The 21,232-nt window shown below is 63.0% G+C and carries 18 protein-coding genes; 5 read left to right on the top strand and 13 right to left on the bottom strand.

Translation table 11 applies throughout. From position 1 onward, the window contains the following. Nucleotides 1–2: 2 nt before the first annotated feature. The 11 genes from NKI38_RS05835 to NKI38_RS05785 all read right to left on the bottom strand — a co-directional run bounded on the left by NKI38_RS05835 (nt 3) and on the right by NKI38_RS05785 (nt 13,810). The gene (locus NKI38_RS05835; RefSeq protein WP_352655535.1) at nt 3–1,478 is read right to left on the bottom strand and encodes a hypothetical protein; all 1,476 of its coding nucleotides are present in this window, start codon (nt 1,476–1,478) and stop codon (nt 3–5) included. A gap of 133 nt (nt 1,479–1,611) precedes the next feature. Then, nucleotides 1,612–3,009: an NAD(P)(+) transhydrogenase (Re/Si-specific) subunit beta gene (locus NKI38_RS05830; RefSeq protein WP_352655533.1), complete on the bottom strand. Its 1,398-nt coding sequence runs from the start codon at nt 3,007–3,009 to the stop codon at nt 1,612–1,614. Nucleotides 3,010–3,015: 6 nt separating this feature from the next. Then, a complete protein-coding gene (locus tag NKI38_RS05825) occupies nt 3,016–3,441 on the bottom strand; it encodes a proton-translocating transhydrogenase family protein (protein WP_091581083.1) in 426 nt (141 codons plus the stop codon). After that, complete coding sequence (locus tag NKI38_RS05820) at nt 3,441–4,715, bottom strand: Re/Si-specific NAD(P)(+) transhydrogenase subunit alpha (protein WP_352655531.1); 1,275 nt, start codon at nt 4,713–4,715, stop codon at nt 3,441–3,443. Before NKI38_RS05820 ends, NKI38_RS05825 begins: the two co-directional genes overlap by 1 nt. Before the next feature lie 84 nt (nt 4,716–4,799). Then, complete coding sequence (locus NKI38_RS05815) at nt 4,800–5,024, bottom strand: aa3-type cytochrome c oxidase subunit IV (protein WP_352628231.1); 225 nt, start codon at nt 5,022–5,024, stop codon at nt 4,800–4,802. A 206-nt stretch (nt 5,025–5,230) separates the two neighbouring features. Next, a complete protein-coding gene (locus tag NKI38_RS05810) occupies nt 5,231–5,380 on the bottom strand; it encodes a DUF3096 domain-containing protein (protein ID WP_013528205.1) in 150 nt (49 codons plus the stop codon). A gap of 115 nt (nt 5,381–5,495) precedes the next feature. After that, nucleotides 5,496–6,266: an N-acyl amino acid synthase FeeM domain-containing protein gene (locus NKI38_RS05805; protein ID WP_352628232.1), complete on the bottom strand. Its 771-nt coding sequence runs from the start codon at nt 6,264–6,266 to the stop codon at nt 5,496–5,498. A 236-nt stretch (nt 6,267–6,502) separates the two neighbouring features. Next, nucleotides 6,503–8,818, bottom strand: a complete 2,316-nt coding sequence (locus tag NKI38_RS05800) for a putative bifunctional diguanylate cyclase/phosphodiesterase (RefSeq protein ID WP_352655529.1) — start codon at nt 8,816–8,818, stop codon at nt 6,503–6,505. A gap of 135 nt (nt 8,819–8,953) precedes the next feature. Beyond that, nucleotides 8,954–12,448 carry an indolepyruvate ferredoxin oxidoreductase family protein gene (locus NKI38_RS05795; protein ID WP_352655527.1) on the bottom strand — a complete coding sequence of 1,165 codons (3,495 nt, stop codon included), beginning with the start codon at nt 12,446–12,448 and terminating at the stop codon, nt 8,954–8,956. 221 nt (nt 12,449–12,669) lie between these two features. Next, a complete protein-coding gene (locus tag NKI38_RS05790; protein WP_352655525.1) occupies nt 12,670–13,206 on the bottom strand; it encodes a hypothetical protein in 537 nt (178 codons plus the stop codon). Further along, nucleotides 13,199–13,810 carry a CGNR zinc finger domain-containing protein gene (locus tag NKI38_RS05785; RefSeq protein WP_352655524.1) on the bottom strand — a complete coding sequence of 204 codons (612 nt, stop codon included), beginning with the start codon at nt 13,808–13,810 and terminating at the stop codon, nt 13,199–13,201. Before NKI38_RS05785 ends, NKI38_RS05790 begins: the two co-directional genes overlap by 8 nt. Before the next feature lie 153 nt (nt 13,811–13,963). Here NKI38_RS05785 and NKI38_RS05780 point away from each other — a divergent pair, with 153 nt between their 5' ends. The 4 genes from NKI38_RS05780 (at nt 13,964) to NKI38_RS05765 (ending at nt 18,457) form a co-directional block, all read left to right on the top strand. After that, nucleotides 13,964–14,869: a branched-chain amino acid ABC transporter permease gene (locus NKI38_RS05780; protein ID WP_352628238.1), complete on the top strand. Its 906-nt coding sequence runs from the start codon at nt 13,964–13,966 to the stop codon at nt 14,867–14,869. Between the two features lie 189 nt (nt 14,870–15,058). Then, complete coding sequence (locus NKI38_RS05775) at nt 15,059–15,643, top strand: TRAP transporter small permease subunit (RefSeq protein ID WP_352655522.1); 585 nt, start codon at nt 15,059–15,061, stop codon at nt 15,641–15,643. Next, on the top strand, nt 15,643–17,409 hold the full coding sequence (locus NKI38_RS05770; RefSeq protein ID WP_502899257.1) for a TRAP transporter large permease: 1,767 nt from the start codon (nt 15,643–15,645) through the stop codon (nt 17,407–17,409). The genes NKI38_RS05775 and NKI38_RS05770 overlap by 1 nt, the downstream gene beginning before the upstream one ends. A 19-nt stretch (nt 17,410–17,428) precedes the next feature. Then, on the top strand, nt 17,429–18,457 hold the full coding sequence (locus tag NKI38_RS05765) for a zinc-dependent alcohol dehydrogenase family protein (protein ID WP_352655575.1): 1,029 nt from the start codon (nt 17,429–17,431) through the stop codon (nt 18,455–18,457). A gap of 159 nt (nt 18,458–18,616) precedes the next feature. Here the strand turns inward: NKI38_RS05765 and NKI38_RS05760 are convergent, their stop codons facing one another. After that, nucleotides 18,617–19,726, bottom strand: a complete 1,110-nt coding sequence (locus NKI38_RS05760) for a TRAP transporter substrate-binding protein (protein ID WP_126067370.1) — start codon at nt 19,724–19,726, stop codon at nt 18,617–18,619. A gap of 266 nt (nt 19,727–19,992) precedes the next feature. Between NKI38_RS05760 and NKI38_RS05755 the strand changes: the two genes are divergently transcribed. Continuing rightward, nucleotides 19,993–20,766, top strand: a complete 774-nt coding sequence (locus tag NKI38_RS05755) for a gamma-glutamyl-gamma-aminobutyrate hydrolase family protein (RefSeq protein ID WP_352655518.1) — start codon at nt 19,993–19,995, stop codon at nt 20,764–20,766. Here NKI38_RS05755 and NKI38_RS05750 read toward each other — a convergent pair whose 3' ends face one another. Then, nucleotides 20,767–21,171 (bottom strand): hypothetical protein, encoded by a 405-nt coding sequence (locus NKI38_RS05750; protein WP_352655573.1) that lies wholly within the window; start codon nt 21,169–21,171, stop codon nt 20,767–20,769. Nucleotides 21,172–21,232 lie beyond the last annotated feature (61 nt).

The following is a 21,232-nucleotide window of genomic DNA, read 5'->3' as shown; positions in this document are numbered from 1 at the left end:
TTCTACGCTTGCCGGCTCGCCGGCGGTGGCTGGCTCGGCTCCAGCTTGCGACCGAGGTCGACAGCGTCGCGCAGCACGGCAAGGTGCGAGCGCGGCCGAGCACCGGCGGCGACCTCGACGCCGGCCGCTGTCAACGACCAGTACAAAGTGTGTGTGAAAATGCGGCCGCGGGAGCTGCGCAGCTCTACCTGGATATTCTCCACGCCCGGGCCGAAATTCTCAGACATCGGCCCGGAGATCGGATCTCCCGTCAGCCAGCCATCGCCGCGGTCGAAAATGTTGGTCCACCGCGTCGCGGCAAACACCGCGCCATGATGCACGGCGCGCTGCGGTTTGCCTGAAGGGCTGCGTCCCTCCTGATAAAGCACAGTGCCGCCGGCCGACGCCCCTTCGGCGATTGGCGGGCATGTGGAGAACAGCCGTTCGGCAACGCCGCGCCTGAATTCGGCAAGATCATGCGTCACCAGAAATTCACTATGGGTCAGCGGGCTGCCGAGCGTGATGAAATCGCTGATCTTCCATGGCAGCGGATGGTCGGCATCCGCGGTTCGGAGTTGCCGGTAGAGCTCCCATTGATCGCGTCGGAAACCGGCGAGATCATCCAGCCTGTCGGGCCACGCCGAACCGTCGGCAACAAGCGTCGCCTTGTCGATGGCGCGGATCGCTTTCAGTTTCGCCTTGTCGCGGATGGCCTCCAGTTTTCGGGGCCTGAAATCGGCCCACAATATCTGCAGGAGATCATAGGCGATCATCGATCCAAGGCTGTGCGACACCAGCACGATCCGGTCGTAGGCATCGTCCATCATCAGACGCTTCAGCAGCCTCAGGCTGCGGTCGCGGATCAGCGCGCGTTTCTCCACCGTCGCCGCTTCCGCGCGTACATAGGCCGCGACATCGCCGAAATAGGGAAGGCCGAACCGATCGACCGCCCAGATGATCAGCGAGGCCAGGATGGTGACGAGCAGGCCGGCGGCCAAGGAGATGTACTGCTGCCAAACCGACGTCGCGAGCGCGAGCGCCGCGCACAGGACGACGATGACGGCAAGAAGCGTGACGAGATAGAGCTTGCGGGCGTCGGGCGGAATGTCGGACGGCTTGCGCCAAAGCAGATTTGTCACCCAGGCGGCAAGCCGGGCCCGGGCCGTGCCCTGCGTGATGTCGGCCCAGTAAAGCTCGTAGAAATCGGTGCGGCGGCCATCGACATCGTAAGGCGTGGTGATGCGGCGAAGTTCGTATGAATTGGTCCGGCTGTCGGGTGTGATCCAGCTCTGGTTGATCTTCGCGCCGGCGGGATCGGCCGGATCGGCGACATGGGCATAAAACGGCGCGCGGGCGGGGTCATGGCTCCAGACAGCCTGGACAAAGCCGCGCAGCGTATCCATCGGCCGCTGTTCACCCATGCCGTGCACGATCACCACCGCCTGGCCAGGCTTGCGCGGCACTTTTCCGGTGGGCGGCGATGCGACGGGGTCGGGCACCAACGTCTCCGTTGACGACAATCCCGTCGACGGGACAGGAATTCATCATCGTAGCCCCGAACAGCCGACACGCCAAGAAAAAGCCCGGCACGAGGCCGGGCGCTCCTTGGCTTGTCTCAGTGCCGATCGCCGATCAGTGATCCATCGCCTTGACGATCTCTTCGGTCATCTTCTTTGCGTCACCGAGCAGCATCATGGTGCCGTCCTTGTAGAACAGCGTGTTGTCGATGCCGGCATAGCCGGAACCGAGCGAGCGCTTGACGAACAGGCAGGTGCGGGCCTTGTCGACGTCGAGGATCGGCATGCCGTAGATAGGGCTGCTCTTGTCATCGCGCGCGGACGGGTTGGTGACGTCGTTGGCGCCGATGACATAGGCGACGTCGGCCTGCGCGAATTCGGAGTTGATGTCCTCGAGTTCGAACACTTCGTCGTAGGGCACGTTGGCTTCGGCGAGCAGCACGTTCATGTGGCCGGGCATACGGCCCGCCACGGGATGAATGGCGTACTTCACGTCGACGCCGTTAGCCTTGAGCTTGTCGGCCATTTCGCGCAACGCGTGCTGGGCCTGGGCGACCGCCATGCCGTAGCCCGGCACGATGATGACCTTCTGCGCGTTCATCATGAGGTAGGCGGCATCGTCGGCCGAGCCCTGCTTGACCGTGCGCTCGATGCCGTCGTCGGCTTGAGCTGCCGTCTCGCCGCCGAAGCCGCCGAGGATGACCGAGATGAAGCTTCGGTTCATGCCCTTGCACATGATGTAGGACAGGATCGCGCCGGACGAGCCGACCAGCGCGCCGGTGATGATCAGCGCCAGATTGCCGAGCGTGAAGCCGAGTGCCGCCGCCGCCCAGCCGGAATAGGAATTCAGCATCGACACGACGACCGGCATGTCGGCACCGCCGATCGGGATGATGAGCAGGATGCCGAGCACCAGCGACGCGGCGACGATGAGCCAAAACACCAGCTTGGCCTCGGTGGTGACCAGAAGCACGATCAGCACGATGAGTGCCACGCCAAGCGCGGCGTTTATGAAGTGGCGACCGCCGATCATGATCGGCTTGCCGGACATGCGGCCGTCGAGCTTGAGGAAGGCGATGACCGAGCCGGTGAAGGTGATGGCGCCGATGGCGACGCCAAGGCTCATCTCGATCAGGGCCTGGGCATGGATGTCGCCATCCGTGCCGATGCCAAAGCTTTCCGGCGCGTAGATGGCCGCGGCCGCCACCATGACGGCGGCAAGGCCGACCAGCGAGTGGAAGGCGGCGACCAATTGCGGCATCGAGGTCATGGCGATGCGGCGCGCTGTGACGGCGCCGACACCGCCGCCAATGGCAAGACCGAGCACGATCAGGCCGAAGCGGCCCGCCGACGGGGTTGCCAGCGCCAATGTGGTGGCGATGGCGATGCCCATACCGATCATGCCGTATAGATTGCCCTGGCGGCTGGTGGTCGGATGCGACAGGCCACGCAGCGCCATGATGAACAGGACGCCGGAAACCAGATAGAGGAAGGACGCGAAGTTGGCGTTCATGGCGCTCTACTTGTCCTTCTTCTTGTACATGGCCAGCATGCGCTGGGTGACGAGGAAGCCGCCGAAGATGTTGACCGACACCAGCATCAGCGCGACGAAGCCGAAGCCTGCGGCGATGCCGGAGGCCGCGATACCGACGGCAAGCAGCGCGCCGACGACGATGACCGAGGAGATGGCGTTGGTGACGGCCATCAGCGGCGTGTGCAAAGCGGGGGTCACCGACCAGACGACATAGTAGCCGACGAAGATCGCCAGCACGAAGATGGCGAAGCGGAAGACGAAGGGATCGATGGCGCCGCCGGACAGCGCGTGCGCGGCGTCACCCGCCGCTTCGGCGCCACCGGGCGCGGTCGCCATATTCTGCACCGCCAGCCGAACGGCGGCGGAGGCCTGGTCGAGCTGGTCGAGGGCTTTCTGCAGGGTCTGATCCATCACGCAATGCCTTTCGACTTCGACGAGGGCGACTTGGGTGTGGCCAGTTTCTTGGGAGCGGTCTTCTTCGGCTTGGCCGAAGCGTCGGCGACCATGGTTTTGGCCGGGATCGCAGCCGGCTCGACATGGGGCTGCTGGTCGGCCTTGGCGAAGGCCGGGTGCACGATCTTGCCGCCATCGGTCAGCATCGTCGCCTTGACCAGATCGTCGTCGCGATTGATGGCAAGCGTCTTCGTTGTCTTGTCGACCAGCGTCTCGAGGAAGGCGAACAGGTTCCTGGCGTAAAGCAGCGAGGCCGACGCCGCGATGCGGCCGGGTACATTGAGGTGACCGACGATCTTGACGTTGTTGGCCGTGGTGACGACCTGACCTGGTACGGCGCCCTCGACATTGCCGCCGCGCTCGACCGCCAGATCGACGAGCACCGAACCCGGCTTCATCGAGGCGACCATCGCCGCCGACACCAGCTTCGGCGCCGGCCGGCCGGGGATCAGCGCCGTGGTGACGACTATGTCCTGCTTGGCGATATGCTCGGCGGTGAGTGCTGCCTGCTTGGCCTGGTATTCCCTGGACATTTCCTTGGCGTAGCCGCCTGCCGTCTCGGCAGCCTTGAACTCCTCGTCCTCGACCGCGAGGAACTTTGCGCCGAGCGAGGCGACCTGTTCCTTGGCGGCGGGGCGAACGTCGGTGGCGGTGACGACCGCGCCAAGCCGACGCGCGGTGGCGATCGCCTGCAGGCCGGCAACGCCGACACCCATAATGAAGACCTTCGCCGCCGGCACCGTGCCCGCCGCCGTCATCATCATCGGCAGCGCCCGGTCGTATTCCGAAGCGCCGTCGATCACCGCCTGATAGCCGGCGAGATTGGCTTGGCTGGAAAGTACGTCCATCGACTGGGCGCGGGTGATGCGCGGCATGAATTCCATCGAGAATGCGGTCACGCCGGCCTTGGCAAGGGCTGCCACGGCGGCATCATTGCCATAGGGATCCATGATGGCGATGACCGCAGTGCCCGGCTTGTAGCTCTTCAGCTCGGCATCCCCAGGCCGGCGCACCTTCAGCACCACATCGGCCTTGGCGACATCGGAAGCCTTGCCGATGGCGGCACCGGCTTTAGCGAATTCCTCGTCGGGGATGCGCGACCGCGTGCCGGCACCGGTCTCGATGACGACATCGAAACCCAGTCCCGCCAGCCGCTTGACCGTATCGGGCGAGGCCGCGACGCGCGGCTCGTTGGCATCGAGTTCACGAGGGATGAAAACCGTCTGTCCCACCGCATGATCCTTTCGGCCGGAAGCTCGTTCCCGCAAGACGCCGGCCGGCCTCGCGGCGGCGCCGTGGACAAAATGTCGGAAAGTCTATCGGAGGATAAAGGCGCCGGCCGCCAGAATCAGAACGAACAGGATGGTAGCCGAGAAGAAGCCGCCCGCGAAGAAGCCGAAGGCCATCGCCAGAAGCAGGGCGCCGCAGAAAAGCGATCCGTATTTGGCCAGCATGAGGAAGCCCGCATAGGTGCGGTCATGCTCGGCATAGTCCATCTTCGCGCCCAGTTCGACAGGACCGGTCGGCGAGTGATCAGCCATAGGAATACCCCTTCGAAGACATCTTTCAGGCACATAGCGAAAAGCCGGGCCGAGAGCAATGGCGCTATTGCCGCATCGCAGCCGACAACTGCCTCAAAGGAAATTTGAAGCCGGCTGCCGACATGGCGCCGGAGCCCGATCCCCGGATCCGGGCGCCTGATGCGGAAAGATGCTCCGAAAGCGGTCGAGGCGGACGCTTGCGCGCCTCAGCCGGCAAGATGCGGGAAAAGCCCGAGCAGTCCGACGACGATCAGATAGAGCGCGACGATGTAGTTCAACAGCCTTGGCATGACGAGGATCAACACGCCGGCGATCAGCGAGATGAGCGGGGTGAGCGCAAGCGTGGAAATGGTCATGTCGGGTTCCTTCTGGCATATCTGTCGACATGGAGGCGCGGAACGTCAACGCGCCGCCATAATCAGAACGCCTATCCGGCCGGAAAGCTCCGGAGGCTCCGCAAAAAACGGAAGCTCAGGCGGCGTCCCGATAATATTTCGCTGTTGGAACAATCGACAGGGGTGTCAGTCGGTTGATGGCAGGATTGGCAAACATCAGCCGCTGTTCCATCGGCGTCGACCTGAAGAATGGGAACCGTTCGAGGGTTAGTCGCATATTCTCGCCGGCGGGAATTTCGAACAGCGCGATCGGGGCAAGAACGCCCGGAAATACTTTCCCCTCAGTCCTTTGCACGGCATTGAAGTAGCGGGCATAAAAATTGGAATGCTCGATCTTGACCGGCGTAAGCACCGAGTTCTGGCCAAAGTAGCGCGAGGCCACCATGGCAAGCCTGAGGGTTAGGAAAGGCAGCACTCCGGGCGCCGGCGCACCGTCAGGATCGGCTGCGAAGCGGGTTCCGTCGATGAAGGTTTCTCCCCGGGCAAGTCGCTCGATCAGTATTTCCGGATAGGCATCGACGGAGGGCGAATCCGGGTGCTCGCTGGAAATATAATGGAAGCGGATCGTGCTGACCAATTCGCCATAGCAATAGACACCGAACCGGTAGGAATTGGGCAGATTGTCCCAGCGATCCTCGAACATCCCACTGGCGATTGGGCCGCACATGCCTGAGCGCAGATAGGATTTATAGCGAAGCCGGTAAATCGCCTCCAAATCCTCGCCCCCGGTAACGAGGCGATAATCGACATGCTCCAGCAGTTGCATAATCGATCGATTCAGTACCGAATCGCCGGCTGCGCTGACCGCGCCGGAGGCTTTCCTTGCAGCCCTTGCAGCATCCATCATCTGTCCTCGAAATTCCGCCTACGGATAAGCTATTCGAGTGAAAATGAGACACAAGCTGAAATTTAGATGTTGTTGATTTACCTTGTGTTAACCTTAACAGGTGAGCGCCCACTTGAGAATGTCTTTTGATGAGGAATGCGCTGCGAGAAGGATGTGGATCATTGCCTCCAAGACATCGCACCTCCATCAACACAGGTGCGTGAGCCAGGCCAACGCTTAGGCTGTCGATCACAGCGCTAACTGGCTATCCGTTTGCCGGTGAGACGCAGGTCAGCGGCGAAAGGCCAAGTGACATTCGACATCGTCTCGATACCCGACGCACTGAGCGCGGCACCGAACAGGAAGCCTTGCACGAGATCGGGTTTGACCTGCATGGCCAGGATCTTGAGCTGCTCGAAGGTCTCTACGCCTTCGACGGTGACGGAAAGTCCCAGCGGCCGCGACAGGTTGACGATGCCCTTGAGCAACTCAAGCGAACGCGGGTTCTGGGTGACGTCGATCAGGAACGAGCGGTCGATTTTGATCTTGTCGAGCGGCAACTTATGCAGATAGCTCAGGCTCGAATAGCCGGTGCCGAAATCATCGAGCGCGATGCGTACGCCAAGCTGCTTCAGCTCCTCGATGTACTGGCGTGTCAGCGACTTGTCGTCGAGCAGTGCCGTTTCGGTGACCTCGATCTCCAGTCGGCCGGCGGCCAAGCCGGAACTCGCCAGCGCATCGCGAACCTTCTGGATGACATCGCGGCTGCGGAAATCCTTGGCGGAGAGATTGACCGAGACGCTGGTCTGGTCGGGCCATTTGGCGCATTCGGTACAGGCTGCCTGCAGCACGAAGGTGCTGATCTCGGAAATGATACCCATTTCCTCGGCCAGCGGAATGAAGATGCTGGGCGAAATCGGCCCGAGATCGGGATGGTCCCAGCGGCACAGCGCCTCGCAACTCGCGATGCGCATCGTGTTCATTGCCACGATCGGCTGGTAGACCACCCGCAATTCCTTGCTTTCTACCGCGCTGCGCAGATCCGCCTTCATCAACTGACGGTTGCGGAACGCGGCGTCCATTGCCGCCTCGAACAGCCGCCAGCCGTTCTTGCCGAACTCCTTGGCCTTGTAGAGCGCCAGGTCCGCCTTGACGATCATGGCGTCGACATCGGTATCCTTGACATGCGACAGCACCGCACCGCCACTGGCTTGGATACGCAGCCCGTGACCGGCGACGTCGACTTCTCCTTGCAGGCCGGCGAAAATCTCGTCGAGCTGGCTGGTCAGATGGCTCTCATCCTCGACGCGGTCGAAGAAGATCATGAACTCGTCGCCGCCAAAACGGCTGACCGTGATGCCTTGCCCGGCAATGGCGGCAAGCCGCTCGGCAACGGCGTAGATCAACCCGTCACCGATCGGATGGCCAAGCGTGTCGTTGACGCTCTTGAAATCGTCGAGGTCGAGCACCGCCAGGCCGCAGAGCCGGTCGCGATCGCCGGACGCCATGGCCTCGCCGACCAGTTCGTGGAAATAGGCACGGTTGGGCAGGCCGGTAAGATTGTCAAAGCGCGCCATGAAACGGATCTTGTCTTCCGCCTCGACGCGGGCGGTGACGTCCTCGAAGGTGATGACGCCCAGCTCCTGGCTGCCTTCGCGTGCCGAAAATTCATAGTGCTGGCCGTTGGCGAGGGAAACGAGCACCTTGCGGTCGCGGCCCTCGCGCAGGGCGCGAGTCAGCTGAGCCTCGATATAGCGGCAATCCTTTGGCGCCAGCATGCCGCCGGCGACACCTCGCATCAACAGACCATGGATCGACCGACCAAGCAGCGCATCCCCGGACTTGAGCGACATCAGATGGGCAGCTTCGGCATTGGCCACCGCCACGCGGCCGTTGGGGCCGAGCATGACGAGGCCGTGCGACATCGTGTTGAGTGCGCGATCGAATCTGAGCGCGAGCTTCCTCGCTTCCTTGTGGCCGATGACCGCCGAGAAGAGCACGTCGCGAACGTGGTCGGCGCTGTTGATCGTGACGAAAGTCAACGGAATGATCATCAACCCGAGGACAACCGAGGGGACATCCATGCGCAGCAACAGTGCAAGTGCTGCGGGACCAATGAAGGTCACGGAAAAAATCCGCACCATGAGCGGAGATCCGTAGTTCCGGCCAACAACCGTCACCAACGTTGCGATGGCCAGCGACGTCGCGGCAAGTTCGGCAAAGGGGTCGGGATAAACATAGATAGATATGAAGCACAGCGCGCCCAGCCCGAGGCCCTGCAGGCTGCCCTTGAGGATGTAGTTGCGCTCCCACCGCTGCGCCTCCTGGACGTCGGCTATCACACCGCCCGCCTTCCGGAAGCGGCGAATGCCGAAATAGCGGAAAAGGCAGATAGACAGCAGGGCAAAAGAGAAAGCCAAGAACAACGGATTGTGCGTGCGCAAATAGATCATGAATCCGAGGATCCAGTAGCACACGCCGCCAATCACCAGCATGTGAGCGTTGTCGAACAACGACCGCACAAACTGGATATAAACATCCGCTGGGATGTTTTCGGTTTTTGTTCTGCCCATATCGTCGGCCCAACGCTAGGCCTCGTCATCCCACATCCGCCTTAAGAAAGGCTTAGAACAGTGGTTTTGGCTCGGCTGCGAAGGAGCGCAAAAGCAGGACAGACCAGGAAATCAAGCTTCAGGTAAACAAGGCCTTCATTCGGCGGCCTGAAGTGCGGGGCCCGCCGGTGCGTTTGCAAGGCGCTGGAGCAACCGGGAGCGCTCGCCGGCTGCCTTTTCGGCGCTGGCCTGCCTGACATGGCCATAGCCGCGAATGAGGGCCGGCACCGAGGCAAGGGCAACCGCCGCATCGGCCTTACCCGGCGCCAGTGATTTGACGATTAGCTCCAGATCCGCCTCGTACTGTGCCAGAAGCTGTCGCTCCATGCGCCGCTCGGCGGTGTAGCCGAACAGGTCGAAGGCAGTGCCGCGCAGGCTCTTCATCGCCGCCAGCACGCGAAAACCCTTCATCATCCAGGGGCCAAAGCTCGATTTCCTCGGTTTGCCGTCGTTGCCGCGGCGGCCCATGATCGGCGGTGCGAGATGGAATTCGAGTTTGTCGTAGCTCTGGAATTGCTTGCCCAATTCGGCGGCAAACGAGCCATCGGTGTAGAGCCGCGCCACCTCGTACTCGTCCTTGATCGCCATCAGCTTGAACAGGTTCTTCGCGGCGGCTTCCGACACCGCGGTCGAACCAGGCACGGCCTTCGCTTCGGCGGCGCGCAAAACGGCCAGTCTTTCGGAGTAGCGCTTGCCATAGGCGGCGTTCTGATAGGCGGTCAGGAAGGCGGCGCGGCGGCCAATGATGTTGTCCAGCGTCTCGGCAACCGTCCCAGGCTGACCGGGCTTTCCAGCGACGGTTGGGCCCGGCTGGGCGACAAGGCCGCGCACGAAGTCCGGTTGATGGGCGGCACGACGGCCCCAGCGGAAGGCGGCGATGTTCATCGCCACGGCTTCGCCATTGAGCTCGATCGCCTTCTCGACCGCTTCGGCGGACAGCGGCAAGCCGCCGTGCTGGAAGGCAAAGCCAAGCATGAACATGTTGGCGCCGAGCGAGTTGCCGAACAGTGCCGTGGCGGTGCGGGTGGCGTCGAAGAAATGCGCCTTGTCGTCGCCAGCGGCCGCGCGGATCGCCTTCTTCAGGCGCTCTATCGGCAACGAGAAATCGGCCGAACGGGCAAATTCGCCGGGCATGATTTCGGCGGTGTTGGCGAGGAAGATAGTGTGGCCCTCGCGCACCGCGGTCAGCACCTTCTTGGCGCCCGACACGACGAGATCGCAGCCAAGCACGAGATCGGCCTTACCGGCCGAGACGCGGATGGCATGGATGTCGTCCGGAGTGCGGGCAATGCGGACATGCGTGAACACCGAACCGCCCTTCTGGGCGAGGCCGGCCATGTCGATCATGCCGCAGCCCTTGTCCTCGAGATGGGCGGCCATGCCGAGCACCGCACCGACCGTGACGACGCCGGTGCCGCCGACACCGTCGATGATTGCCGCCCAGCCCTGTTCGCCAAGCGGGAACTCAGCGGGCGTCGGTACGCCGTCGAGCGGGTTGGCCTTGCCGGCAAGGCCTTCGGCCTTGCGGATCTTGGCTCCGTGCACGGTGACGAAGGACGGGCAAAAGCCGTTGACGCAGGAGAAATCCTTGTTGCAGCTCGACTGGTCGATCCTGCGCTTGCGGCCGAATTCGGTCTCGACCGGCTGGATCGAGACGCAGTTCGACTGCACGCCGCAATCGCCGCAGCCTTCACAGACCAGTTCGTTGATGAAGACGCGCTTGTCGGGATCGGGAAAGGTGCCGCGCTTGCGGCGGCGGCGTTTTTCGGCGGCGCAGGTCTGGTCGTAGAGCAGCACCGAGATGCCCTTGACGTTCCGCAATTCGCGCTGAACCAGGTCGAGGTCATCGCGGTGATGGACAGTGGCGCCGGCCGGGAATTCGACCTTCCCGGCATATTTGTCGGGCTCATCGGTGACGACGGCGATGCGGGCGACGCCCTCGGCCCGCACCTGCCTGGCGATCATGTCGACGGTCAGGCCACCTTCGTGCGGCTGGCCGCCGGTCATGGCGACGGCGTCGTTGTAGAGTATCTTGTAGGTGATGTTGGCATCGGTCGACAGCGCGAAGCGGATCGCCAGCGTGCCGGAATGGTTGTAGGTGCCGTCGCCGAGATTCTGGAAGATGTGCTCGCGCTTGGAGAACGGCGCCTGGCCGACCCATTGCGCGCCCTCGCCGCCCATCGCCGTGAAACCGAGGGTGTTGCGGTCCATCCACAGCGCCATGAAGTGGCAACCGATGCCGGCTGCAGCGATCGAGCCGTCCGGCACCTTGGTGGACGAATTGTGCGGGCAACCGGAACAGAAGAACGGCGTGCGCGAGCCGATGTCGGTGGCGTCGGTGAGCATTGCCTGGAACTGGCGCAGCTTGGCCACCCGCGCCGAAATCTCCTCGGACGGACCGATGGTCCTGACGATCCTTTCGCCAAGCGCGATGGCGATCTCGTTGGGGTCGAGCGCGCCCTTGGCCGGGAACAGCCAGTCGCCGCGCTCGTCCTTCTTGCCGATAATGACCGGCTGCGTGGCGGTGCCGTAAAGGCTCTCGCGCAGCTGCACTTCGATCAGCGAGCGTTTCTCCTCGACGACGATGATGGTGTCGAGACCGCGGGCGAAGTCGGCGATGTGATGCAGGTCGAGCGGCCAGGGGCAGCCGACCTTGAACAGCCGCACGCCGATGCGGTTGGCGGCCGCCTCGTCGATGCCGATGTCCTCAAGCGCCTGGCGAACATCGAGATAGCTCTTGCCCAGCGTGATGATGCCAATCTTCGGGTTGCGGCCGCCCGAATAGACGATGCGGTTCAGCCCGTTGGCATGGATGAAGGCGGAAGCCGCGGCACGCTTATGCTCATGCAGCCGCTCCTCCTGGCCGAGCATGTCGATCTCGTGGCGGATGTTGAGACCACCGGGCGGCATGTCGAAATCCGGCACGACGATGTTCAGCCGCTCGAGCGAGGCATCGACGGAGGCCGTCGATTCGATGTTGTCCTTGACGCATTTGATCGCCGCCCAGGTGCCGGCAAAGCGCGACATGGCAAAGCCGTAGAGCCCGTAGTCGATGATCTCCTGGACGCCGGCGGGGTTGAGGATCGGCACCATCGTGTCGACGAAAAGGAATTCGGTGGCATGCGCGTTGGTCGAGGATTCGGCCATATGGTCGTCGCCCATCAAGGCGAGCACGCCGCCGTGTTTCGACGATCCGGCGAGATTGGCATGGCGGAACACATCGCCGGAGCGATCGACGCCCGGCCCCTTGCCGTACCAGACCGAAAAGACGCCGTCATGGGTGCCCTCGCCCAGCAGTTCCGTCTGCTGCGCGCCCCAGCAAGCGGTGGCGGCCAGCTCCTCGTTGAGGCCTGGTTGGAAGACGATGTCGGCCTGGGCGAGTTGATTCTTGGCCTTCCACAGCTGCATGTCGAGGCCGCCGAGCGGCGAACCGCGATAACCGGAGACAAAGCCGGCCGTATTTAGGCCGGCGCGGCGGTCACGCTCGCGCTGCATCAGAAGCATGCGGATGACCGCCTGCGCGCCGGACAGGAAGATGCGCTCCTTTGCGAGATCGAACTTGTCGTCGAGCGCGACGTCATGCAGCGTCATCAGGAATTTCCTCTGCGGAGGCCGCACGGGGGCAGGCAGCCAACGTCGGGGTCGGATGGCGCATCCTTTCTTCCCTTGCAAGGCAGGTCAAACAAAATCGCAGGTGCCAGGCAACGCGCAACGAACAGTCCGTGGCCATCTTGAATCCGGTACGAAACCGATCCGCGGGCGTTGTCCGGCGCACGAAAATTTCAGCAGCGACCAGGGCTGGAAGCGACGCGTCAGCTGCCCTTCGAGCAATCCGGCTTCGGCTCGCCCGGCAGCTTGCCGTCGGGATGGCCGGCGAGATCGGGATTGGCGGTATAGAGCTGGTCGATGACCAAAGGCCGGTCGGGCAGCACCGACTGGTCTTCGGTCGACATCAACGTGGTGTCGATCTTCTGCAGGACCGCGCCGTCGGTCCCCTTGATGCTGATGGCAATCGCATAGGGCTTGTTCTTGACGACGCAGGTCAGCGCCGGGCTCTCCAGCGTCACCTTGTCAAGCTTCGGCCACACCTTCTGCTCGACCACCAATGGCGCGCCGCCGGCGGGATCCTGGAAACTGGCGACCGCCACCTGCCCCTCTGCCATAGGCTTCAGCGGCCGCAGCGTCACCACATAGGTCGCCCTGGCGAGGCGGTAGTTGAAGACGAATATCTTGCCGGAAATCTCGAACAGCTTGCCTTGGTCATCGCCGGTATCGCGGCAGGCGCCGAGCGCAACGGCGGCAACGAGTACCGCGCCGACAATGATCGAACGGGAAAACGCTCTAAGCATCCTTGACCTCATTGGCTGCCATGCGGCGGCGACGATAGTGACGACTTGCCTTCTGCCTGTTGCCGCACACCGCCATGTCGCACCAAAGCCGGCTGGAATTGCGGCTCCTGTCGACGAACAGCCAGGTGCAATTGGGACAGATCCTGAGCCTTGCGGCGGTATCGTCGTGCAGCAGCGAGAGCGCCGAAACCGCCAACGCCGTCTCGAAGGCGAGCGGCGTCACCGGATCGCCGAACGGCCTTCCCGGCGCACCGATCTCGGTCGTGCTGTCGGCCAGGCCATCGGCGCAAGCTCTGAGGAACCCCGGTAGATCGGAGGTTGCAACCGAGCCCTTCGACACCGCACCGCGAAACAGCCGGTCCGTCGCCTCGCGTATCGACAGCACGACGGGTGCAATCGTCTCCGGTGACGGTGCTGCCAGCGGTCTGCCACCAAGCTCGGCGGCGCGAAAGCGGCTCGCCGCATCGGCGAAGCGGGCAATCTCGGCCGGATCATCGAAGCGATCGAAGGACCTCTTCGGATCGCCGCGCAGCACGACGGTGTTCGCCGTGTCGAGCGCAAGCAGGCCGCCGGTGAAGCGGTGCGGGGTCCAGCATACCGTCATGCCGGAAATCTAACCGATAAATCGTATTTGACAAGTTAGATTCAGCGATGCAACTTCTCTATTGGGCGCGGTCTCCGCAGCCTTGTTTTGAGCACATGTCGTTGTCCCAAAACCGCTTCGCACTTTTGGGCGACATGCCTCGAGGTTTTTTGCATGCTCTACTTTTTTCAGCAGGTGCTGAACGGACTGCATTCGGGCGCGCTCTATGCGCTGCTCGCCTTCGGCTATGTGCTGACCAACGGCATCCTGCACCGCACCAACCTCGCCTATGGCGCGCTGTTCGCCTTTTGCGGCCAGATGATGATCCTCACTGCGGCCTTCGGCTATCAGGTGCTGTGGCTGACACTGCTTGCGGCGGTGGCGCTCGGCGTCGTCACGGCATTCCTCTATGCCGCGCTGCTCAGCCACGTCCTGTCGCGTAGCGTCTTCGAACCGTTGGCCGACCGTACACCCAACGCGATCGTGGTGACGACGCTGGGCATATTGCTGGTCCTGTCGGAAGCAAGCCGCATCGCCGCTGATACACACGACCTATGGCTGCCGCCTATGCTGGCGCAGCCCATCGTTTTCGCGCAGGGCGCGACCTTCAAGGCGACGCTGACGCTCATCCAGCTCATCGACTGCGCGGTGGTGCTGGCGGCAATCGCGCTTGCCAGTTGGGCATTTGCCCGCTCGAGCTTCGGCCGGCGCTGGCGCGCCGTCTCCGACGATCCCAGGGCAGCGGCGATGTGCGGCGTCGACGTGCGCGCGGTGTTCCGGCGTGCGGTACTGTTCGGCGGTTTCTGCGCCGCTCTGGCCGGCGTCATGGCCGGCCTCTATTACGGCAATGTCAGCTTCGGCTCCGGCCTCGTCTACGGACTGAAAATCCTGTTCGTGACGGCGGTCGGCGGCTATCTCTCGCCGCCGCGGGCGGCGCTGGGCGCGGCGGCTTTCGGCATGGCCGAATCGCTGTGGGCCGGCTACTTCCCGGTCGAATGGCGCGATGCGTGGATGTACCTATTCCTGGTCGCCATCCTGGTGCTGATCGGCGCCGGCCGCGACACCGGCAAGATCGCCTGAACCGCATCAGACTTTGGTTGCATGACGCGGGGGCACAGAGCCGATATCCGCCCAGCTCTTCCGTGCAATGATATTTTGACGCCGCTATCCTTGTTGACCCGTCAGTCCACGCACGGCATACCGTTGGACCACGCGGCGTGACGGACAAGAAGGGGAAGCCGGCACGCCTCCGGTACAAGGGAGGAATGCATGGCAGGGCTGCTCGCTCTATCCAGAACCATTGATCGCGCGAACGAATTCATCGGCAAATGGGTGTCGTGGCTGATCCTGCTGGCGATCCTGGTGAGCGCCGCCAATGCCATCATCCGCAAGGTGTTCGACATATCCTCGAACGCCTGGCTCGAACTGCAGTGGTATCTGTTCGGCGCCGCCTTCATGCTGGCCGCCGCGTATACGCTGAGGCAGAACGAACATATCCGCATCGACATCGTCTACGGCCTGTTCACGCGCCGTGTGCAGCACTGGATCGACCTGCTTGGTCATATCCTCTTCCTGATGCCGTTCGTGACGCTGATGGTGATCTATTTCGTTCCCTATGTGTCACTCTCGTTTCGCAGCGGCGAGATGTCCAACAATTCCGGCGGGCTGATCATCTGGCCGGCCAAAGCCATCCTGCTGGTCGGCTTTTTCCTGCTCGCGCTCCAGGGCATCTCCGAGATCATCAAGAAGATGGCCATCATGCGCGGCGACATGGACGATCCCAATCCATTCATATCGGTGCATGAGCAGGCCGAGCTCGAAGCCAAGGCACTGGCTGACGAGGTGCGCTCGTGATGGAGTTCATCGCGCAGAACATGGCGCCGATCATGTTCGCTTCGCTGATCATCTTCCTGCTGATCGGCTACCCCGTCGCCTTTTCGCTGGCCGCGAACGGCTTGATGTTCTTCTTCATCGGCGTGCTCCTCTCGCCCTATTCCGGTGGCTCGATCAACCTCGCCTGGCCGCTTTTGCACGCACTGCCGGACAATTTCTACGGCAGCCGGGTAATGTCGAACGACACGTTGCTGGCCATTCCGTTCTTCACCTTCATGGGCATTGTGCTTGAACGATCGGGCATGGCCGAGGATCTGCTCGACACGATCGGCCAGCTCTTCGGGCCGATCCGTGGCGGTCTCGCCTATGCGGTGATCTTCGTCGGCGCGCTGCTGGCGGCGACCACCGGTGTGGTGGCGGCATCCGTCATCGCCATGGGCCTGATCTCGCTGCCGATCATGCTGCGTTACGGCTATGACCGGCGCGTGGCGGCCGGCGTCATCGCGGCGTCTGGCACGCTCGCCCAGATCATCCCGCCCTCGCTGGTGCTGATCGTGCTTGCCGACCAGCTCGGCCGCTCGGTCGGCGACATGTATGCCGGCGCGCTGATCCCGGGCCTCGTGCTCACCGGGCTGTATATGTCCTACATCCTGATCATGTCCTTCATCCGGCCGAATTCGATGCCGGCGCTGCCGCTCGAGGCCCGCAAGCTCGGCCATGGCGTGATGTCCTTGCTGGTGGCGTTGGCGGTCACATCAGCGGTTTCCTACGCGGCGTATCGTTATCTCGCGCCGGCGCATGGCGACAATGCCGACATTCTCGGCGCCACTGCCGGGGTGCTCTTCATCTACATTGTGGCCATTGCCGACAAAGGCCTGAACTTCAACATGATGTCGAGGCTCGCGCAGCAGGTGATCATCGTGCTGATCCCGCCGCTGGCGCTGATCTTCCTGGTGCTGGGTACCATCTTCCTCGGCATCGCCACCCCGACGGAGGGCGGCGCCATGGGCTCCGTCGGCGCCTTGATTATGGCGGCGGCAAAGGGCCGGCTGTCACTGGACGTGGTCAAGCAGGCACTGACCTCGACGACGCGGCTGTCGTCCTTCGTGCTGTTCATCCTGATCGGCGCACGGGTGTTCTCGCTGACCTTCTACGGCGTCAACGGCCACATCTGGGTCGAACACCTGCTGACATCGCTGCCGGGCGGCGAGGTCGGCTTCCTGATCGGCGTCAATATGCTCGTCTTCTTCCTCGCCTTCTTCCTCGATTTCTTCGAGCTCGCCTTCATCATCGTGCCGCTGCTGGCGCCGGCCGCCGACAAGCTCGGGATCGACCTGATCTGGTTCGGCGTGCTTCTGGGCGTCAACATGCAGACCAGTTTCATGCATCCGCCTTTCGGCTTCGCGCTGTTCTATTTGCGCTCGGTCGCCGCCCGAGTGCCCTATCTCGACCGCCTCACCGGCAAGCAAATCGCGCCGGTGACCACCGGGCAGATATATTGGGGCGCGGTGCCCTTCGTCTGCATCCAGGTGATCATGATCGGGCTGACCATCACTTTCCCGCAAATGGTGATGCATTACAAAGGCACCGTCGTGGATCCCGGCACGATCGACTACAAGGTACCGGAGGCCCCCAGCCTGTCGCCGCTCGGTACACAGCCGGGTGGTACGGCACCGGCCGCTCCCGCCGCCCCCGATCTGTCGCAACCGCCGAGCTTCGGCGACGCGCCGCCGGCCCAACCGGCAGCACCGCAGCCCGATCTGTCGCAACCGCCAAGCTTCAACTGAGACCGCCATGGCGACTGTGATGAGGGCGGTTCGGCTGGAGGCGGTGGGTAGCATCGCGCTGCGCGAAGTCGACAAGCCTGACATCGGGCCGGACGACCTTCTGGTGCGCATCGAAGCCTGCGGCGTCTGCGGCACCGACCGGCATCTGTTTCACGGCGAATTTCCGTGCACGCCGCCGGTGACGCCCGGCCATGAGTTCTCCGGCATCGTCGAGGCGATCGGAGTATCCGTATCGGGCTTTGCCGTCGGCGATCGCGTCACCGGCGATCCCAACATCGCCTGCGGGCGTTGCGCGCATTGTCACGCCGGGCGGGTCAACCTGTGCAGCAATTTGCGGGCCATCGGCATCCATCGCGACGGCGGCTTTGCCGAATATCTTGCCTTGCCGCAGAAGCAGGCGTTTGTCCTGCCTGCGGGTCTGGATCCGATGCACGGTGCGTTCTGCGAGCCGCTCGGCTGTTGCCTGCACGGTGTGGACCTTGCCGCGATCAGACCAGGCAGCTCGGCGGTCGTGCTTGGCGGCGGCGTGATCGGCCTGCTCACCGTGCAATTGGCAAGACTGGCGGGAGCCACGACCGTCATCCTGTCGACCAGGCAAGCCTCGCGCCGCGCGCTCGCCGAAGATCTCGGCGCCACGGCGACGGTCGATCCGACCGCCACGGATGTCATCGATGCCATCGCCGGGCCAGCGGGCCTCGTGCCAGGTGGCGTCGACGTCGTCTTCGAGTGCGCGGGCGTGCGAGAGACCGTCGAGCAGTCAATGCGCATGGCCCGCGCCGGTGGCATGGTCGTCATCGTCGGCGTGACACCGCAAGGCATGAAAGCGGAGTTCGAGCCCTTCGACCTGTTGTTCCGGGAACTGAAGGTGCTCGGTTCCTTTCTCAACCCCTACACTCATCGCCGCGCCGCCGAACTCATCGCTTCCGGTACGATCGAGATCGACAGGCTGATCTCCAGGCAGGTGGCGCTCAAGGACGCGGCTGCGGTGATTGCCAATCCGCCAGCGCCCGGCGAGGTCAAGGTGCTGGTGGTGCCGGGCGGAGGCTGAGTGGCTACCGCCCCAGATTGTTAGTTACAAGCGTCTGCGCCGCCCCTCATCCGCCTGCCGGGCACTTCTCCCCGTCGCTGTACGAGGAGAAGGTGCAGGCAGGCGGATGAGGGGGGCGCAGACTTTAGCCGGCGCAAGCCCGAGGTCTCTCAGATGGGACTACAGCTTGCCGTTGCGCTGCTGGACCATCATGAAGGTGTCGTAATTGTATTCGGCCACCTGCGCCCAGAGATAATGCTCCTTGCGGAAGCCCTTGATCGATTCCCAGATCTTCTTGAACGGGGCGTTGGAGGCTTCCATTTCGGCATAGACCTCGTTGGCCTTTTCGAAACAGGCGGCCATGATCTCCTGGCTGAACGGACGCAGCTTGGCACCGCCGGCCACCAGTCGCTTGACCGCCGCAGGGTTCAAATAATCGTATTTCTGCAGCATGTTGGCGTCGGCGGCTTGTGCAGCGGTGCGCAACAGCGATTTGTAAGTCGGCGAAAGCTCGTCGTATTTCGCCTTGTTGAACATCAGGTGGACGGTCGGGCCACCTTCCCACCAGCCGGGATAGTAGTAGTAAGGCGCGACCTTGTAGAAGCCGAGCTTCTCGTCGTCATAGGGACCGACCCATTCGGCGGCATCGATGGTGCCTTTTTCCAGCGCCGGATAGATATCGCCGCCGGCGATCTGCTGCGGCACGACGCCGAGCTTCTGCACTACCTTGCCGGCAAAACCGCCGATGCGCATCTTGAGGCCGGAAAGGTCGGCCACCGTGTTGATTTCCTTGCGGAACCAGCCGCCCATCTGCACGCCGGTGTTGCCGCCAGGCAGGCCGAAAAGGCCCTGCGTGGCGAGAAACTCGTTGAACAGGTCGATGCCGCCGCCATGGTAGTGCCAGGCATTCATACCGCGTGCGTTGAGCGAGAACGGAACCGCCGCACCGAGCGCCCATGTCGGGTCCTTGCCCCAGTAATAATATGCCACCGTGTGGCAGGCTTCGACGGTGCCGGCCGTGGTGGCGTCGGCGGCCTGCAGGCCTGGCACGAGTTCACCGGCGGCGAAGACCTGGATCTGGAAGTTGCCGTCGGTGGCCTCCGACAGCATCTTCGAGAACACCTCGGCGCCGCCATAAATGGTGTCGAGCGACTTAGGGAAGGACGATGCCAGCCGCCACGTCACCTTGGGATTGGACTGGGCTATTGCAGGCGCCGCCAGCGTGGCCGCCGCCGCTGCGGCACCGACGCCGGTGACACCGGCCTTGCGAATGAATGAACGACGATCCATGAAGTTCCTCCCTTTTGGATCAACAGACCGACGTTCGGGGATATCCTCGATTCCCGTATCGGTTCGCTCGAAACAATACACAGGCAAGAAGTCGAGTCCAGCATGCCGGCCCGATTTGACGGCGAAGCCCAGCTGCCCTGCAACTATAGTCTAACGGGCCGTTTCGTGGCCCATGCGACATGCTGAAACTTGTCATGGAAAAATACCCAGGGATCGCCTATTTTAGAGGCAGTACATCCCTTGCCCAGCTGGAAAACAGAGCCAAAATGCATCAGCCGCTCGTCGCCATATCGACCGACGTCCGTCAGTTCGACAACTACACCTGGCATGCCGCCCCACAGCAATATCTGGAAGCGGCGATCACCGGCGCCGGCGTGTTCCCGCTGCTGGTGCCGTCGTTCGGCGACCGGCTCGACTTCGACGAACTTCTGTCGTCGGTCGACGGCGTCATGGTCACCGGCTCGAAATCCAATGTGCATCCTTCGCACTATGGCGGCGATGCCAGCGAAGCCAACGGTCCCTATGACCCGGCGCGCGACGCCACGACGCTGCCGCTGATCCGCCGGGCGATCGAGCGCGGCGTGCCGCTGCTCGCCATCTGCCGCGGCATCCAGGAGATGAACGTGGCGCTGGGCGGCACGCTGGGCACCGAGATTCAGGAGCGCGAGGGTTCGCTCGACCACCGCGCGCCGGTGAGCGACAAGCAGGACGAACGCTTCGCCATCCACCAGACGATTTCGATCAAGCCAGGCAGCTGCCTGGCCGGCGTGTTCGGTGCCGGCGACATCAAGGTCAATTCGTTGCACCGCCAGGCGATTGACCGGCTCGGCCCGAAGCTGCAGATCGAGGCTGTCGCCAACGACGGCACGGTCGAGGCGGTTTCGGTGCGCGACTCGCGCGCCTTCGCCGTCGGCGTGCAATGGCATCCTGAATACTGGGTCAAGTCGGACAGCAACTCAGTGAAGATTTTCCGCGCCTTCGGCGATGCCGTGCGGCTGCACGCGGCGGCGAAAGCCGGAGCGCGAGCCGCAGCGGAATAATCAGTCGCCGGATTCCGAATCACCGGCGGCCGCCAGCGACAGCAACGGCGTGGCCGGAGCATAGGATTCGTAGCCCTCGCCGTCGGCAGCCGCGAACGTGACGATCGGATCGACGCCATTGGCGCTGAAGGCAACCGAGCCGTCGTTTTGCTGATGCCAGAACTTCGCTTGTTCTATACCCGGCAGGAGACGGCGGCATTTCGGAGCAACGGTGAGCAGGGACAGGCCGTCCGAAATTTCGGCCCCGCGGCTGACTGCACAGGCCGCCTCATCGCCATTGGCGACCAGCCTGTAGCTGTTGGAAGGCGCGACCTTGTCGGCGGCACTTTCACTGCTGCCGCCATGAAACAACTGAACGCCGCCAAACAGCGCTGCGGCAGCGATCAATGCGGAAAGTGCTTTCATCATTCTTCATCCACGTACACGGACAGGTTGAACAATGATTCCAAAGGGTTAAGCTGACGTT

Origin of the sequence: Mesorhizobium sp. M0621 (genome assembly GCF_040320745.1) — a bacterium.
Taxonomy (GTDB): domain Bacteria; phylum Pseudomonadota; class Alphaproteobacteria; order Rhizobiales; family Rhizobiaceae; genus Mesorhizobium.
The sequence above is the reverse complement of the archived record's forward strand: the minus strand, read 5'-3'. Positions and strand labels throughout refer to the sequence as shown.

Coding starts and splice junctions, on each gene's coding strand:
- NKI38_RS05785 (WP_352655524.1), bottom strand. CDS start 13,810: ATGACGGTATGCTGGACCCCGCACCGCTTCACCGGCGGCCTGCTTGCG.
- NKI38_RS05805 (WP_352628232.1), bottom strand. CDS start 6,266: ATGATGGATGCTGCAAGGGCTGCAAGGAAAGCCTCCGGCGCGGTCAGC.
- NKI38_RS05755 (WP_352655518.1), top strand. CDS start 19,993: ATGCATCAGCCGCTCGTCGCCATATCGACCGACGTCCGTCAGTTCGAC.
- NKI38_RS05830 (WP_352655533.1), bottom strand. CDS start 3,009: ATGAACGCCAACTTCGCGTCCTTCCTCTATCTGGTTTCCGGCGTCCTG.
- NKI38_RS05825 (WP_091581083.1), bottom strand. CDS start 3,441: ATGGATCAGACCCTGCAGAAAGCCCTCGACCAGCTCGACCAGGCCTCC.
- NKI38_RS05750 (WP_352655573.1), bottom strand. CDS start 21,171: ATGAAAGCACTTTCCGCATTGATCGCTGCCGCAGCGCTGTTTGGCGGC.
- NKI38_RS05765 (WP_352655575.1), top strand. CDS start 17,429: ATGAGGGCGGTTCGGCTGGAGGCGGTGGGTAGCATCGCGCTGCGCGAA.
- NKI38_RS05815 (WP_352628231.1), bottom strand. CDS start 5,024: ATGGCTGATCACTCGCCGACCGGTCCTGTCGAACTGGGCGCGAAGATG.
- NKI38_RS05770 (WP_502899257.1), top strand. CDS start 15,643: ATGGAGTTCATCGCGCAGAACATGGCGCCGATCATGTTCGCTTCGCTG.
- NKI38_RS05775 (WP_352655522.1), top strand. CDS start 15,059: ATGGCAGGGCTGCTCGCTCTATCCAGAACCATTGATCGCGCGAACGAA.
- NKI38_RS05795 (WP_352655527.1), bottom strand. CDS start 12,448: ATGACGCTGCATGACGTCGCGCTCGACGACAAGTTCGATCTCGCAAAG.
- NKI38_RS05810 (WP_013528205.1), bottom strand. CDS start 5,380: ATGACCATTTCCACGCTTGCGCTCACCCCGCTCATCTCGCTGATCGCC.
- NKI38_RS05800 (WP_352655529.1), bottom strand. CDS start 8,818: ATGGGCAGAACAAAAACCGAAAACATCCCAGCGGATGTTTATATCCAG.
- NKI38_RS05780 (WP_352628238.1), top strand. CDS start 13,964: ATGCTCTACTTTTTTCAGCAGGTGCTGAACGGACTGCATTCGGGCGCG.
- NKI38_RS05760 (WP_126067370.1), bottom strand. CDS start 19,726: ATGGATCGTCGTTCATTCATTCGCAAGGCCGGTGTCACCGGCGTCGGT.
- NKI38_RS05790 (WP_352655525.1), bottom strand. CDS start 13,206: ATGCTTAGAGCGTTTTCCCGTTCGATCATTGTCGGCGCGGTACTCGTT.